Annotated in this window: 16 protein-coding genes; 11 read left to right on the plus strand and 5 right to left on the minus strand. The window is 57.8% G+C overall.

Features of this window, described 5'->3' with window-relative positions:
• Nucleotides 1-155 precede the first annotated feature (155 nt).
• On the plus strand, nucleotides 156-392 hold the full coding sequence (locus tag Q666_RS48865; protein ID WP_023001040.1) for a DUF2007 domain-containing protein: 237 nt from the start codon (nucleotides 156-158) through the stop codon (nucleotides 390-392).
• Nucleotide 393: 1 nt separating this feature from the next.
• Nucleotides 394-1203: a methyltransferase gene (locus Q666_RS48870; protein WP_023001039.1), complete on the plus strand. Its 810-nt coding sequence runs from the start codon at nucleotides 394-396 to the stop codon at nucleotides 1201-1203.
• Between the two features lie 17 nt (nucleotides 1204-1220).
• Here the strand turns inward: Q666_RS48870 and Q666_RS48875 are convergent, their stop codons facing one another.
• Together Q666_RS48875 and Q666_RS48880 are read right to left on the minus strand one after the other, a co-directional pair.
• Complete coding sequence (locus tag Q666_RS48875) at nucleotides 1221-1493, minus strand: Usg family protein (protein ID WP_031269297.1); 273 nt, start codon at nucleotides 1491-1493, stop codon at nucleotides 1221-1223.
• Between the two features lie 147 nt (nucleotides 1494-1640).
• The gene (locus Q666_RS48880; protein WP_023001037.1) at nucleotides 1641-1988 is read right to left on the minus strand and encodes a cytochrome c; all 348 of its coding nucleotides are present in this window, start codon (nucleotides 1986-1988) and stop codon (nucleotides 1641-1643) included.
• Between the two features lie 163 nt (nucleotides 1989-2151).
• Here Q666_RS48880 and Q666_RS48885 point away from each other — a divergent pair, with 163 nt between their 5' ends.
• The 3 genes from Q666_RS48885 to Q666_RS48895 all read left to right on the plus strand — a co-directional run bounded on the left by Q666_RS48885 (nucleotide 2152) and on the right by Q666_RS48895 (nucleotide 5585).
• Nucleotides 2152-3084: a MoxR family ATPase gene (locus tag Q666_RS48885; RefSeq protein ID WP_023001036.1), complete on the plus strand. Its 933-nt coding sequence runs from the start codon at nucleotides 2152-2154 to the stop codon at nucleotides 3082-3084.
• A 50-nt stretch (nucleotides 3085-3134) separates the two neighbouring features.
• Nucleotides 3135-4349 (plus strand): VWA domain-containing protein, encoded by a 1215-nt coding sequence (locus tag Q666_RS48890; protein ID WP_031269296.1) that lies wholly within the window; start codon nucleotides 3135-3137, stop codon nucleotides 4347-4349.
• 396 nt (nucleotides 4350-4745) lie between these two features.
• Nucleotides 4746-5585 carry a hypothetical protein gene (locus Q666_RS48895; protein WP_152533345.1) on the plus strand — a complete coding sequence of 280 codons (840 nt, stop codon included), beginning with the start codon at nucleotides 4746-4748 and terminating at the stop codon, nucleotides 5583-5585.
• Between the two features lie 51 nt (nucleotides 5586-5636).
• Here Q666_RS48895 and Q666_RS48900 read toward each other — a convergent pair whose 3' ends face one another.
• Nucleotides 5637-6116: a L,D-transpeptidase gene (locus Q666_RS48900; RefSeq protein ID WP_286133815.1), complete on the minus strand. Its 480-nt coding sequence runs from the start codon at nucleotides 6114-6116 to the stop codon at nucleotides 5637-5639.
• 351 nt (nucleotides 6117-6467) lie between these two features.
• On the opposite strand from Q666_RS48900, the gene Q666_RS48905 reads away from it, so the two are divergent.
• Nucleotides 6468-7082 carry a YceI family protein gene (locus Q666_RS48905; protein WP_023001032.1) on the plus strand — a complete coding sequence of 205 codons (615 nt, stop codon included), beginning with the start codon at nucleotides 6468-6470 and terminating at the stop codon, nucleotides 7080-7082.
• A 77-nt stretch (nucleotides 7083-7159) separates the two neighbouring features.
• Here Q666_RS48905 and Q666_RS48910 read toward each other — a convergent pair whose 3' ends face one another.
• On the minus strand, nucleotides 7160-8263 hold the full coding sequence (locus Q666_RS48910) for a branched-chain amino acid ABC transporter substrate-binding protein (protein ID WP_023001031.1): 1104 nt from the start codon (nucleotides 8261-8263) through the stop codon (nucleotides 7160-7162).
• A gap of 323 nt (nucleotides 8264-8586) precedes the next feature.
• Between Q666_RS48910 and Q666_RS48915 the strand changes: the two genes are divergently transcribed.
• The 4 genes from Q666_RS48915 (at nucleotide 8587) to Q666_RS48930 (ending at nucleotide 12336) form a co-directional block, all read left to right on the plus strand.
• Complete coding sequence (locus Q666_RS48915) at nucleotides 8587-9114, plus strand: flavin reductase (protein ID WP_023001030.1); 528 nt, start codon at nucleotides 8587-8589, stop codon at nucleotides 9112-9114.
• Nucleotides 9115-9162: 48 nt separating this feature from the next.
• Nucleotides 9163-10173, plus strand: coding sequence for a P1 family peptidase (locus tag Q666_RS48920; RefSeq protein WP_189640135.1), 1011 nt, complete (start codon nucleotides 9163-9165; stop codon nucleotides 10171-10173).
• 68 nt (nucleotides 10174-10241) lie between these two features.
• Entirely contained in the window at nucleotides 10242-10760 is a 519-nt protein-coding gene (locus Q666_RS48925; protein WP_023001028.1) for a DUF3833 family protein, read from the plus strand.
• An 88-nt stretch (nucleotides 10761-10848) separates the two neighbouring features.
• Nucleotides 10849-12336 (plus strand): transporter substrate-binding domain-containing protein, encoded by a 1488-nt coding sequence (locus Q666_RS48930; RefSeq protein ID WP_023001027.1) that lies wholly within the window; start codon nucleotides 10849-10851, stop codon nucleotides 12334-12336.
• Nucleotides 12337-12409: 73 nt separating this feature from the next.
• Here the strand turns inward: Q666_RS48930 and Q666_RS48935 are convergent, their stop codons facing one another.
• The gene (locus Q666_RS48935; protein ID WP_023001026.1) at nucleotides 12410-12991 is read right to left on the minus strand and encodes an NAD(P)H-dependent oxidoreductase; all 582 of its coding nucleotides are present in this window, start codon (nucleotides 12989-12991) and stop codon (nucleotides 12410-12412) included.
• A gap of 117 nt (nucleotides 12992-13108) precedes the next feature.
• On the opposite strand from Q666_RS48935, the gene Q666_RS48940 reads away from it, so the two are divergent.
• Nucleotides 13109-13726, plus strand: a complete 618-nt coding sequence (locus Q666_RS48940; protein ID WP_023001025.1) for a TetR/AcrR family transcriptional regulator — start codon at nucleotides 13109-13111, stop codon at nucleotides 13724-13726.
• Nucleotides 13727-13779 lie beyond the last annotated feature (53 nt).

Below are 13779 nucleotides of genomic sequence, written 5' to 3' on the forward strand. Positions count from 1 at the left end.
TTTGTGCGGACAATATGTTGCGAACGCCTTCGGGGCAAGCCGCCAATCCATTGACAAACTGTTGAAATGCCGCAATCAGCTGGTTTTGCTGTAAACGGGTCGGATGAGGCTTTCTGTTCGACCGCAGGACATGGACCGCTAACGCCGGGAATCTTATGGAAGAACTAGTCAGAACAAACGATCCCGTCCTGATTTCCTTTCTGGAATCGATTCTTGAAGATGCCGGCATCAAACATTTTGTCGCAGACGGCAATATGAGCATTCTGGAAGGTTCGCTGGCCATGATCCCGCGCCGCATTCTTGTCGATTCAGACCAGATCCAGATGGCGCGCAAGCTGGCGCGAGACGCCGGTCTGGAACATGAACTGCGTCCGGAAAGCGGCCGGGCCTGACATGACTTCGCCGACGGACAGCACCGAATGCACATCTCAGGGAACGACCCATGACGCCTTTCTGGGCGGCAAGGTCTATGTGCATCAGCCCAAGCGTGGCCGGCACAGGGCGGGCCTTGACGCGGTCTATCTGGCCGCGGCCCTGCCGGATGGTACCCGGGGACATGTCATCGACCTTGGCGCGGGTGTCGGCACCGCCGGGTTTTGTGCCGCGGCGCGCTTGCCGGAAATTCAGGTAACGCTGGTTGATATAGACGAGACCGTGCTCGCACTCGCCCGTCGCGGCCTTGAAGACCCCGCCAATGGCGCGTTTTCCAGCCGTGTCTCCCTTCTGGAAGCTGATATTACGGCCAAGGGAAGTGCGCGCCACGCAGCCGGTCTCACCCCCGCAATGGCGGACCATGCCATCATGAACCCGCCCTACTATGAGGCGGACCGCTTCCGGGCATCGCCCAACAGTGCTCGTGCCGGCGCGCATATGCTCGATGACCGGGGACTGGAGCCATGGGCGAAAACCGCAACGGATATTGTCAAGGAAGGCGGCAGCCTGACCGTCATCTTTCGGGCAGACGGTCTGCAGGAACTGTTGAGCGTTCTCAAGGGCCGGTTCGGCGCAATCGAAGTCATTCCGCTTCGTCCAAGGCAGGAAGCGGCAGCAACACGTGTTCTGCTGCGCGCCGTTCGCGCCAGCAAGGCCCCCTTGCGGCTGATGCCGGGGTTCGTATTGCATGAGGGGGACGGATCCGATTTCACCCCTCAGTCAAAAGCCGTCATGCGTGATGGCGAAGGACTTGGCCTCAGCGCGCGCTGATTCCTGTCCCGCTCATCTCAGTGCACCACGATTTCTCCGTCCGCGTAGCGGAAATCAACCGGCGAGATCAGAGTCTGATGCGCGACGCGAACGGAATGGATGCGACCTTCTATCTCCCGTTCCCAGAACACGAGAAACCTGGTCAATTCGGGAAATTTCGGCGCCAGGTCTTCCGTTTGCCACAGGAAACTCTGCAGCAACTTCGGATGATCAGGCAGACGGTAGAGGATTTCCGCCGTCATCAGTCCATAGCCGAGAAGGCGTTTTTCAAAGTCAGAGCTGGTTTTCATGCCAATCCTTTCTTCTGTGCAAAGAAAGATTGTCACGGAAATCTGGTTAACCAAACCCGACTTTTGGATATTTACTGTTTAAAAACAGCAATTTAGCAGCACTCGACAGGCACTGCTAACAACAGGAGCCACGGGCTGCAAAAAGCATCATTTCACTTGGATGGTGGTCAGATACCCCAGAAAGGCGTCGATGTCATCCGGCTCCAGCGCGAATTCCGGCATGTTGTCATGTGCCGTCACGATGCCTTCCGCCAATGGTTCTTCCAGGCTTTCCAGCGGATACCGGCTGGAAAGATCACGAAAGGCGGGCGCACCGGCCTGTGCACTCTGGTCGTCCCGGCCGACTGCATGGCAGGTAGCACAATGGATTTCCGCCAGCTCCCGGCCGGTCGCAACGCTCACCGGATCCGTCGGATAAGCTCCGTCAGAAGCCAGGGCGGACGATGCTGCAAACAGGATGACGGCGACACCAAAAAACGGTTTGCTGCGCGACACTCTACTTCCCTCCCTTGAATCAGTTTCGCTTTTATAGAAGGTTCGAAAACAGAAACCCATTAGGGGGAACACGGTGGCCACGAAAAATGTGCCTTCAACACCAATGTTCTCGACGCCAGTATCTCTATATAACCGGGATCACCACCCGTTCACCGGAGGAAACATGAACCAGCTGCCGGCTTCCATTGACGACACTCTCGCCCTGATGGATCAGGCGGGCTACGTGGCCGACCGGTCGCTTGCCACCGTTCTGCATCTGGCCCTGAAGATGAAACGCCCCCTGTTTCTGGAAGGCGAAGCCGGTGTCGGCAAGACGGAAATTGCCAAGGTCCTGTCGTCGACTCTCGGAAGAGACCTGATCCGCCTGCAATGCTATGAAGGCCTCGACGTCGCCTCCGCTGTCTATGAGTGGAACTACCCCGCTCAGATGGTCGAAATCCGTGTCGCGGAAGCAGCCGGCGATACTGACCACTCCGAGCTTTCCAAATCGATTTTCGACGAACGCTTCCTGATCAAGCGCCCCGTGCTGCAGGCTCTCGAACCTTCGCTGGCAGGCGCGCCGGTGTTTTTGATCGACGAACTCGACCGGGCGGATGAAGCGTTCGAAGCCTTTCTTCTGGAAGTTCTGGCCGATAACCAGGTGACGATTCCCGAGCTCGGCACCGTGAAGGCAGCAGAGCCGCCCATCGTCATCATCACCACCAACCGCACGCGTGAAATTCACGATGCCCTGAAACGCCGCTGTCTCTACCACTGGGTCGACTATCCCGATGCCGAGCGCGAACTGGAGATTGTCCGCCGCAAGGTTCCCGGTGCCGCCCAGCGCCTTGCAAGCGAAGTGGTTGCCTTCGTGCAGAAGCTGCGTGCCGACGAGGATCTTTTCAAGCAACCCGGTGTCGCCGAAACGCTGGACTGGGCGACAGCTCTTTCCGAACTCAACGAAATGGCGCTCGATCCGGACATGGCATCCGACACGCTTGGCGTTCTGTTGAAATACCAGGACGACATCGAACGCGTCCGCGGCTCCAAAGTGCGCCAGATGATCGACGACATCCGCAAAGACGCTCCGCACCAGCAATCCATGCCGGCGGTTTGAGCAGGTGACAAGACCACAAGGGGCCCATCGCACTCATCCGGGAGGCTGCAATGACACCCTCTCCTGAGTTGCGATCGCGGATCACGGACAACATCGTCTATTTCGCGCGAACGCTGCGCAAGGCGGGCGTTCCCGTCGGCCCCGCCTCCGTGGTGGATGCGGTTGCGGCCGTGGAAGTCTCCGGCATCGAAAGCCGTGAGGACCTCTACTGGACACTGCATGCGGTCTTCGTGCGCAAACGTGAACAGAAGGTGCTGTTCGACGAGGCTTTCCGGATCTACTGGCAAAGCCGTGGATTGATCGAGAAGATGCTGGCGATCCTGTCGCCGGTCGCCCCGCCCAGAGGTGAGCCTGAAAAACCGAAGGCCGGCCAGACACGGGTCTCGCAGGCGTTTCAGGCAGCGCAAGAGCGGGTCGCAGAGGAAACCGTTCCCCAGATCGAAATCGATGCAAAGTTCACTGTCTCCGGCAAGGAATTGCTGCAGACCAAGGACTTCGCCCAGATGACGTCGGATGAAATTACCGAAGCCAAGCTGGCGCTCAGGGCCATGACAATGCCTTTGGACAAGATCAGGCTTCGTCGCCTCAAGCCGGCGTCCAGAGGAAAAGTCGATCCACGCCGAACCTTGCGCGCCTCCATGCGGGCCGGTGGTGACATAATTGACCTGAAGTTCCGCAAGCCGGCGGAAAAACGGCCGCCGCTTGTCGCCCTTTGCGATATCTCCGGAAGCATGAGCCAGTACTCCAGGCTTTTGCTGCATTTCCTGCATGGTCTGACCGTGGAACGGCGGGATGTACACACATTCCTGTTTGGCACGCGTTTGACGAACGTCACGAGACAATTGCGCATGAAGGATCCTGACGAGGCCCTGGAAGCTTGCTCGTCAGGTGTCGAGGACTGGTCGGGAGGCACCCGCATCGCCTCTGCACTGCATGATTTCAACCGGCATTGGTCTCGCCGCGTCCTGTCGGGACAGCCGACCGTACTGCTGATCACCGACGGCTTGGAGCGCGATACGGACGAGGATCTTGAGCGGGAAATGGACCGGCTGCACCGCTCTTGCCGTCGACTAATCTGGCTTAATCCCCTGCTGCGCTTCGAAGGCTTCGAAGCAAAGGCAAAGGGTATCCGCGCCATGCTGCCGAATGTGGACGAATTCCGAGCGGTTCATTCACTCGACGCGGTTGCCGATCTTGTCGCTGCGTTGTCGGGTTCAGGCGGTCGCGACAGCAGTGCCAATCCGAAGCGTTGGCTGAAATCGTAAGTTTGGTAGCCCATTGCGCAGACGTGTCCAATTGACACTCAAAAGTCTGGAAGACGGTGCCTGACTGGCCTGGTTTCATGCAGGCTGGAAGCAGGTGATTTTCTGCTTCAAAATGACGGCATGAACAAATAGACCCTGCCAGCTTCGTGTTGGGGCACTAGAAGTTGACAGGGTCATTTGAGAGGTCGTTTGCAGGCCTCGGACCCACCATATATTCAATTTCATGAAACTAAATGCGACATGCTGCCTCTGCGGCAGGGTGTGCGCTGCCGCATGAACTTGACCTCGAAAACGCGATTAAACTGCGCTACACTTTTGTGGTGTAAAACAGACGTTACTTCTTGAATTTGCTGCCGCGTTATGACCAGGAACAATAATCAGGATCTCGACAAAACAGTGTACCATCAAGTGATTGGCTGTTCGCTTCTGCTCGTCATCCTGTTTGGTCTGGGACACAACGTCTATCTTTCTTCCGGCGATCCCTTTTCCGGCCCAAAGCCGTCTACTCATCCAATCACGGCACTTGGTTTTCTCATTCTGGCCGGAGCTATCTTCTTTCGCCTGCAATGGGCGCGCTCGGTCTGGCTCAGGGGTACCCTGTGCTGCCTGATGATCCTGCTCTCGGGCCTTCGTATTGCCGAGGCCCTGTTTCCGGATCAGATCACTCTATTTGCCGACAGTTGGCTGTCCCATTCACTGGAATCGATCAATATGTACGGCCGGTTCTCGATTGAAACGGCTCTCTTCCTGTTTTGCTGCTTCAGTTTCGAGCTTTCCCAGGAACGGCATACTGTCGTCAGGCTGCTCCTGGTGTCTGTGTGCCTGGCCGTATTGTCCTTCGGCTTTGCGGAAACTGTCTATGCGTTCTTTCTGTGGGGGAACGAACTGTCGATGATCACGCAATTCGGCATGTGGCTGGTGTCGGTAGACCTCCTGGTCCAGATGCGCAATCAGGCTCCTTTCCAGAGCGTGATGCAACCAGGCAGATCAAATTTCTACCGTCAGTTCACCGCGCTTGCTCTTTACCTGCTGCCCATGATCATCGGCACGGTCGTGCTTCATAAAATGCAGATTTCCCCCTCCGAGCAGGCCCCGTTCGAACTGTTCTTCGCGGGAACAAGCTGCCTGCTGCTGGGTGTCGTCCTGATGCTGGGAACCTATCTGGACCGGAAGAAACCCCCGGAAAATGCCTGGTCGGCACCGTCATCCGGACGCAATGGCAAGCGGGACAGGTAAGACTGATCTCCTCGCCAGTTACCGGCTAGCCAGCGAATGCACCTGGCTGGTTCACGGCAATGCCACCACAGGCGTGCGAACCGTTACCCTTTGAAACAGGTCCTCGATGTCGTGATTGGCCATCCGGATGCAGCCATACGAAACCGCGCGCCCGATGGAGCCCGGCCGGTTGGTGCCGTGAATGGCGTAGTTTCCGTTGGACAGCGTCATGGCGGCAACGCCCATCGGGTTGTTGGGCGCGCCACCGCGAATGACCGTCGGCAAATGCGGAAAGTCTCGACGGACTTCGTCCGACGGAGCCCAGTCGGGCTTCACGTATTTAGCCGTTATGAATGCCTGTCCGGTCCAGGATTTTTGCCGTTTGCCGACTGCAACCTTGTAGCGGATCGCCCTGTTGGCGCCGAGCACAAGATAAAGCCGCTTTTCGGAATTCTTTATCACGATTGTTCCGGCGCGAAAGCGGGCATCCGAGAAGCCCACCACTTCGGCGGCATCGGCAGACTTTGGCGGAACACTGATTGCAACAAGCATCATCAAAGGAATGAAAACGCGGAACAAGGAGACCAGACACATTACAAACTCCATGCAGTTGCGCCGAGATTACCTTGCCCCTTCCCTTGAAAGAACCGGGACAGGCCTATTTTCTTACCAAAAGGTTAATCAGCACTCCAACGTGAAGAGACAATACGGCCAGCCAACTGGTATCTGGGGGTGAGCGAATACCGGTCGAACAATCGCATCTTTGCCTGTGACAGGCGTCACCGCGTCTGACGGAGCCTCATGAGATAGTGCGTCCATGGCTCGAAGAGAGAGCCTGAGTTTAAAACTTGCGGAACATGGCCGCACCAGTTGCATCGTTGATCTTGTTCAAGGACCTGTCGAATGACCCAAACATCTGCCACGACACGCGGCTTCAAACGCCCCTTTCGAAAAACCGTCGCAACCTTCGCCTGTCTTGTCGCACTCGCCGCGGCACCTTTGCCTTCATTCGCCGGATCCCTGACTGGCACCTACCTGCTGTCACCGGCTCAACTGGCGACCGGCTTTTCTGTCCGGGTCCTCGGACGCGGCCCTGTCACGGGTGAATTCAAGACCGTATCCGGCAAGATGACACTGGACCAAAACCGCCCGGAGAAGAGCCAGGTGGTCGTGAAGGTCGACCTGAGAAGTGTTCACACGAACAACGACAAGGTTACAGGTTTTCTGAAGAGTTCGGCCATGTTTGATGTCGCCAACCACCCGGTGGCCACATTCCAGAGCACCCGGGTTCATATTACCGGCCAGAACACGGCAGAAGTCGAGGGTGTCTTGAACCTTCGCGGTAAGCAGAAACGCACCAAGCTTTCGGTGAAGATTACCGACAGCAAGGCCAACGGTCAGGTCGGGTTCGAAGTGTCAGGCGGGTTTTTCCGCAGCCTCTACGGCATGGATGCCGGTTTGCCAATCTACGCCGACAAGGTCAATCTCGAGATCAGAGGCACCGGAAAACGTAGCTGACCTACACCATTTGCCTTGTATTCCTGAGAAGCACGCGTGCCTGCAAGGGCCGCGTGCTCTTGCATTATGGGGCAGATCTAGCGGGCTTCTGGCACACCATTGCGCCACTCATAGACTATGTAGTCCGGCAGATTGCTGTCACCGTTGCCGTCGAAGGTAACATCTCCGAGCACCGTGTCGAAGGTTCCTTCCTGAAGAGCAGTCGCCACGCCTTGCAACGCCGTACCACCAGCGACCTCGACAGCCTGTGCCCAGGCCTGAATTGCGGCATAGGTCGTCAATGTGAAGCGATCCGCGGAACCTCCCGCCGCTTCCAGATCAGCAACCAGTTCCTGCGCTTCGGGGCGATCCCGGGGAATCTCCGGATAGGTCAGCAAGGTTCCATTCCCCGCCTCACCTGTTACGGACCAATAGTCTTCCGTCATCAGTGCATCACCGGCCACCAGCACCGCGCCCAACCGCTGACGGTCCATCTCCAGCTTTATCAGCCCCGCTTCCGGGTGATAACCGCCCAGGTAAACAACATCGACAGCCTGAAGCTTCAGTTGCGATACGAGGCTGCGGAAATCGTCACCGCCTGCGTCAAACCCCAGCGCCATGCTCTCGCTGGTTCCCAGCTCGTTCACGACCGCCTTGACCGCGTCGGCAAGACCTTTGCCGTAGGCTGTCTTGTCATGCAGAATTGCAATTCGTTTGTCGCCGAATTCATTCACCAGCAACTTGCCGGCCACGTCCGCCTGCCGGTCATCCCTCGGGGCGAGACGAAAAATGCCTTCGCCTTGCCGCTCATCGGTGAATTTCGGCAAGGTCGTTGCCGGTGACATCTGAACGATCCCCGCACCGGCATAGACTTCAGCGGCGGCAATAGAGCTGCTGAAACAAAGATGGCCGGCAACAAAGACAACGTCTCTGCCGATCAACTGGTTGGCCACGGCCACAGCCTGGTCCGCATCACAACCATCGTCGACGGTTTCCAGCACCAGTGTCTCGCCATTGACCCCGCCGGCCGCATTGAGATCGGCAACCGCCCTTTCAGCGCCGATACGCATTTCTTCACCGAAAGCAGCAAACTGCCCTTTCATCGGCCCGGCAACAGCGATCCGGATGTCGGCGACAGCAGGTGTCGCAACGACGCTGTAAGCCAGGAGGCCAGCACTGGCCAGAAACTGCTGAAAGGTCATTCGTCTCCCCAAGATCCGGTGATCGCCCCCTACCCCTAGCGCGGCCCGGTCCGCAGCTCAATCCGCACTTGTGGCGTAGGTGGCAAATGCGGAACACCTGCCCCATATGAATTCATGAGCTTTCCGGCCCAAGACTTCGGTTGGATGGGTTTACGAGACCTTCCGACGCGCGTTCATAAGGTGTTGACCTTGAAATATCAGAAAAACCCGTCTGCCTCGTGTCGAGCACAGCATGGTCTAGGCATCCTTTCCGTGGCCGCCTAAACTCCCGTCCGCGTCCGACAGACGAATGATTCCCGCTGAGCCGCCCAGGAGCCGACTTGATGTCCCCAACCTCTTCAGAATCCGAAGACCAGGACAGGCTTCCTCTGGAGACCGCCATTTTTCGGGAAGCCATGAGCCGGATTGCTGCAGCCGTCCACGTGGTGACCACTGACGGCCCCGGCGGCCGAATGGGGGCAACCGTTTCGGCTGCCTGTTCGGTCAGCGACGAGCCCGCCAGCATTCTGATCTGCCTGAACAGGAAAACACGCATTCATGGCGCAGTTCTCGAAAACCGCTGCTTCTGCCTCAACACGCTCAGCGACGATCACGAGGAAATTTCCGACACCTTTGCCGGGCGAGACAAGCTGGACATGCCGCAACGGTTCGAGAAAGGCGACTGGACAAGTCTGGCCACTGGCTGCCCCGCCCTCGACAGCGCGCGTCTCAGCGTCGATTGCGAAGTCTATTCAGTCACCGAAATGGGTACGCATTCGATCATCGTCGGCACCGTAACCGACCTTCGGATGACCGATCCCGGCAAATCCCTTCTCTATGTCCGCCGCGGCTACAAAAGCCTCGACACCTGACACGCAGCCGATCACACTCCTTATCGTCCACCTTCAATCGAGGACCGTCTGCCCATGGCCGGTTTACGCAACCTGATCACCGATGTCCCGGGCCTCAAGGTCGGCAATGCTTCCGATCTTGAACTGAAATCCGGTGCGACCGTGCTCGTACCGGACGAACCCGCGGTCACCTCGGTGGCCATTCACGGCGGTGCACCTGGCACCCGTGAAATCGCGCTCTTGGAGCCGGAGCAGACCGTCGAGAAGATCGACGCCATCGTGCTGGCCGGTGGATCCGCCTTCGGTCTGGATGCCGGTGCAGGTGTCCAGGGACGCCTTGCCGAACTGGGTTACGGGTTCCAGGTCGGCCCGGTCCGCGTTCCGATCGTTCCCACCGCCATCCTGTTCGACCTCCTGAACGGCGGTGACAAGAGCTGGGGACAGGCAGCGCCTTACCGGGATCTCGGCCGGTCTGCACTTGATGCAATCGGCCATGATTTTTCCCTTGGTTCCATCGGTGCCGGCACCGGAGCCACCACCGCAAATCTGAAAGGCGGCCTCGGGTCTGCCTCCCATGTACTGGAAAACGGCATCACGGTCGGCGCCATTGTCGCGGTGAACGCGCTTGGGCGAGCAACCGTGGGGGACAGCGCGCACTTCTGGGCGGCGCCGTTTGAAATCGGTGATGAGTTCGGTGGCCTGGGAATGGCGCATCCGCTGCCGCCGGACAGCATCACGGTCCGCACCAAACTTGACGGCCTCAAGGCCGGTGCCAACACCACGATCGCAGCTGTTGCGACCGATGCCATCCTGACCAAGGGCGAAGCGAAACGCCTCGCGGTCATGGCGCACGACGGTTTGGCGCGAGCTCTCTGGCCCGCCCACACACCGCTTGATGGCGATCTCGTCTTCGCCCTCTCCACGGGCCAACGCCGAATGGAAAACGGACTGGAAGACATGGTTCAGCTCGGTGCGGCAGCCGCTTCGTGCCTGGCACGTGCCATCGCCCGCGGCGTCTATAACGCGTCCCCGGCAACCGACGATCCGGTCCCAACGTGGCGAGAGCGGTTCGGAAGCTAGTCACCAGATCCGACGCGCGCCGACATGCGTAAACTGGGCAGATTTTCCTGAAGGAGGTTCTGCCCATCATGACCCGCGTTCACCGTTTTCTGCTTCTCGCCATGTTCGCCACAGGTGTCGCTGCTTCTGTTCCGGCCGACGCCAAATCCCTGGTGCTGGAAGAATTCTTCCGCGGAAAAACGGTGGGCAAGGGCGTTTTTGAAAGCAAGATCGCCGGTGTCTACCGACCATTCACCGTCACGTTGACAGGAACCTGGAACAGCAAGACCTTTACGCTCCGGCTTCGCGAGGACTTCGTCTACGAAGACGGTGAACGTGATACCAAGATCTGGTTCTTCCAGAAGGTTGCCGAAGCCCGATACATCGGCCAGAGAGCCGACGTACTGGGTCCGGCAAACGTTCGTACAGATGAAAATGGAGACCTTCGTTTCTCCTACGTCGCGAGCCTGGAGACTGAGAACGGGCCATTGCTGCTTCGTTTTGACGACACGCTGACACAGGTCGACAGAAACACGGTCAGGAACACCGCCAAGGTCATGAAGGCCGGGATTACGGTCGGTACGGTTTCGCTGACATTTAAAAGGTAAAGCTTCCAAGGCTCAGGTACGACTTGGCGCTTGATCGGGAGTGATTTCAAGCCTTTACTCTGCGGATGAAATTGTCCGTGGGGGCTTCATGATACCGATCCGGCACTTCCTGCCACATCTCCTGAACCTGATGTTTTCAATGGCTCTTGTGGTAGCGGGCCTTGCAAGCCAGTCAACCTTGGCAAGCGCGATGGGCACGGGCCTTGCCGAAACGCTTGAGAACAAACTGCTTGAACCGTTCGACGGCGACTTCGACGCCTTGCTCAAGCGTGGCTACATTCGGGTCCTGATCCCGTTTTCAAAGACCGGTTACTTCATCGACAAGGGCGTTCAGCGCGGCAGTTCGGTTGATCTCATGACCGAGTTCGACAAATACCTGGACAAGATCCACGAGAAGAAGGCGAAGGATGCAAAGCTCGTACTTGTTCCGACCCCAAGAGATCACTTGTTTTCAGATCTTGCCGCGGGCAAGGGCGACATCGCGATCGGCAATCTGACCATTACCCGCGAACGGGAAGGCCTGGTCGCCTTTTCGTCCCCTTTGCTGAAAGATGTGCACGAAGTACCGGTCACCGCCGCAGGGGTTGCCGACCTTCCCTCACCTGAAGCCCTGTCAGGTCAGACCGTTCACGTCCGCGCTTCATCTTCCTATTATCAGAGCCTCAAGGCACTTAACGATACGCTCGTCCAAAAGGGCGCCAAGCCGGTCGACATTGTGACCGCTGACGAGCACATGGAAGACGAAGATCTTCTGGAAATGGTGTCAGCCGGCGCCATTTCCATGGTGATCGTGGACCAGCACAAGGCCGAGCTCTGGCTGGAAGTTCTGGACGGCCTGAAGATGCATCCCTCGGCAGCCGTGCGCACGGATGGAGAGATTGCTATAGCCGTTCGCAACAATGCGCCGGAGCTCCTGAAGGAAGTCGATGCCTTCGCCGCCACCGTGACAAAAGGCACCCTGCTCGGCAACATCATCCTCAAGCGATATCTGAAAGAGGCCGACTACCTCCGGGACATGCGCAGCGCGGACTACAAGAACGACCTCGCCAGTCTCCAAACCATTTTTCAAAAGTACGGCGACGAGTATGAAATCGACTGGCTGTTGATCGCCGCGCAAAGCTTTCAGGAATCGCGTTTCGACCAGAAAGCCCACAGCCGCGCTGGCGCCGTTGGACTGATGCAGATCAAGCCGGCTACGGCCAAGGGCGACCCGATCAACATCAGCGGAATTGATGCAGATCCGGACAAGAACGTTCAGGCAGGCGTCAAATATCTTCGGTACCTTGCCAACCAGTATTTTGCCGGTCTTCAGACACGGGATGCCAACCAGACCTTCTTTGCGCTTGCGGCCTACAACGCCGGCCCCAGCCGGTTTGCCAAGCTGCGCGAGAAAGCCAAGCAACAGGGCTTTGACCCGGACAAGTGGTTTGACAACGTCGAATGGATCGTGGCTTCCGAAATCGGCCGGGAACCTGTCGATTACGTCGGCAACATCTACCAGTATTACGTCGTGTTCTTCAACGAACAGCAGCGTCGGCAAACGGAAGCCGCCGAGAAGGCGGCAGCCGGAAACTAGGATCTTTCGCGGGCCACATGAGGACGTTCAACGAAGGCCGTTTGAACGTCCACCATGACCGATGCAAAACGCTTCAGGCAACCTTGCGACCAAGGGCAGCGGCCCGCGCCAGCATCTTCCGCTTTGCCTCGTCGCTCGAGCCGCGGATCGGCGAGAACATATGGTAGCCTTTGGGCTTGAGACCGCAGAAATCGAGGATCTGCTTCTCGGTCTGCTTTTTGGCACCGGCACCGTATATCCAGGTGAAGTACCAGCCCGGTGTGTCGGAAGTCACCAGAACCTGCGCGGTACGGCCCTTGAGCAGTTTCTCAGGCAGAGGTTTGCCTTTCACGTATTGAAAGGACATGCCCGGCAGCAGGATCCGGTCGAACAACCCCTTCAACCTGCCCGGCAGACCGCCCCACCACAATGGGTGCGTGAGCACGAAATGTTCACACCACAGGATATCCTGCCACAGTGCTTCGAGGTCAGGCTCCAGAGGCTTCGCATCCTTGAAGGATGACACTCCGAAATCCGCGTCGAAGTCCAGGTCGGCCAGATGCCTGACCCGCACTTCGTTTCCACCCTTTTGCGCATGATTTGCATATTCCGCCGCGAGGGCGCCGCAAAACGTGTCCTTGGCTGGGTGTCCTTCCAATACCAGTACTCTTGTCATGTCCAACCTTGTGAGCTTGCAGGCGTCAAACGCCAAAATTGACCGTGGTCATTTTTTGACATTCTGCATCACATCCGTCAAGATATTTTTTGACCACGGTCATTTTAACGGAAAATCATGACACGCAAACCACAACAGCGGAGCATTGCCACAAGGGCACGGGTACTGGCTGCCGCACGCGATCTCAGTCAAAAACACGGATTGGACCTGGTTACCGCGGAAGCGGTTGCTCAGGAGGCAGGTGTCGCAAAGGGGACCGTGTTCTCGCATTTCGGCGATATGGACGGCCTATTGTCCTACGTGCTGCTGGACCGGCTGAATGCCCTGCGTGCGGCGACGTCTGACGAAGCAGCTGAACCCGACCAATTGTCCGACCCTGTCGGACTGCTGACCCGGCGCATGATGGCCCTGATCGACGTCATCACCGACAGCCCGACAATCCTGCGGCTGTTCCTGGACAATATCGGTGTAACCAAACCCAATTGCGCTGCTGAATTTGTCGAAACACTGGACGCCCTCGATGCGGAACTGGAGCATTTCCTGACGTTCTGGCAGCAGGGGGCCAGCCTGAAGCCAGACCTGAGGCAGGATCGGTCACCCAAGGAAATGGTCGATGGCCTGATTGCCTTCATGATCCATGGAGCCATCCTGGTCAAAAGCCATCAGCTGACTGACCGGGCGGAACTGGAACACCGGCTCCGCCGCCATGTCGAGGCTTTCCTGATCAGACAATGAGAGTGATCAAAGCGGGCTCGAATAGTGTTTCTGCATCTTGATCGGCAGGGTTA

It is taken from the genome of Labrenzia sp. C1B70 (genome assembly GCF_000475395.1).
Lineage (GTDB): Bacteria > Pseudomonadota > Alphaproteobacteria > Rhizobiales > Stappiaceae > Roseibium > Roseibium algicola.